Consider the following 291-nt stretch of genomic DNA (forward strand, 5'->3'; position numbering starts at 1 on the left):
AGACTCTGAGAGGATTTTTTAGCCGCGATTGAAATAGGTTCCGACAGCGGTTTTGGTAAGTGTCTAACAATATCTTGGGGGCTTCGCACACGCGAAAACTGACCTATACACTCGTCCGGTGTTAGGACATAAGATAGCTCGTTGGATGTCAACTTCGAGCTGGGTATAAATTTGCAGGCAAAGTGCATTTGAATTCTCCACAACCAACATCGTAAATAAGGTTGCGGTGATAATTAAGCTGATAAGGCTTATACATACGATTTGGTAGAAAGATAATAGCGATTAAAATAT

At 40.9% G+C, this 291-nt stretch carries 1 pseudogene; it reads right to left on the bottom strand.

From position 1 onward, the window contains the following. Positions 1 to 188 (bottom strand): annotated as a pseudogene (locus tag MD535_RS25975) (hypothetical protein); the annotation flags it as partial. Positions 189 to 291 lie beyond the last annotated feature (103 nt).

Origin of the sequence: Vibrio qingdaonensis (assembly GCF_026191675.1) — a bacterium.
GTDB lineage: Bacteria > Pseudomonadota > Gammaproteobacteria > Enterobacterales > Vibrionaceae > Vibrio > Vibrio qingdaonensis.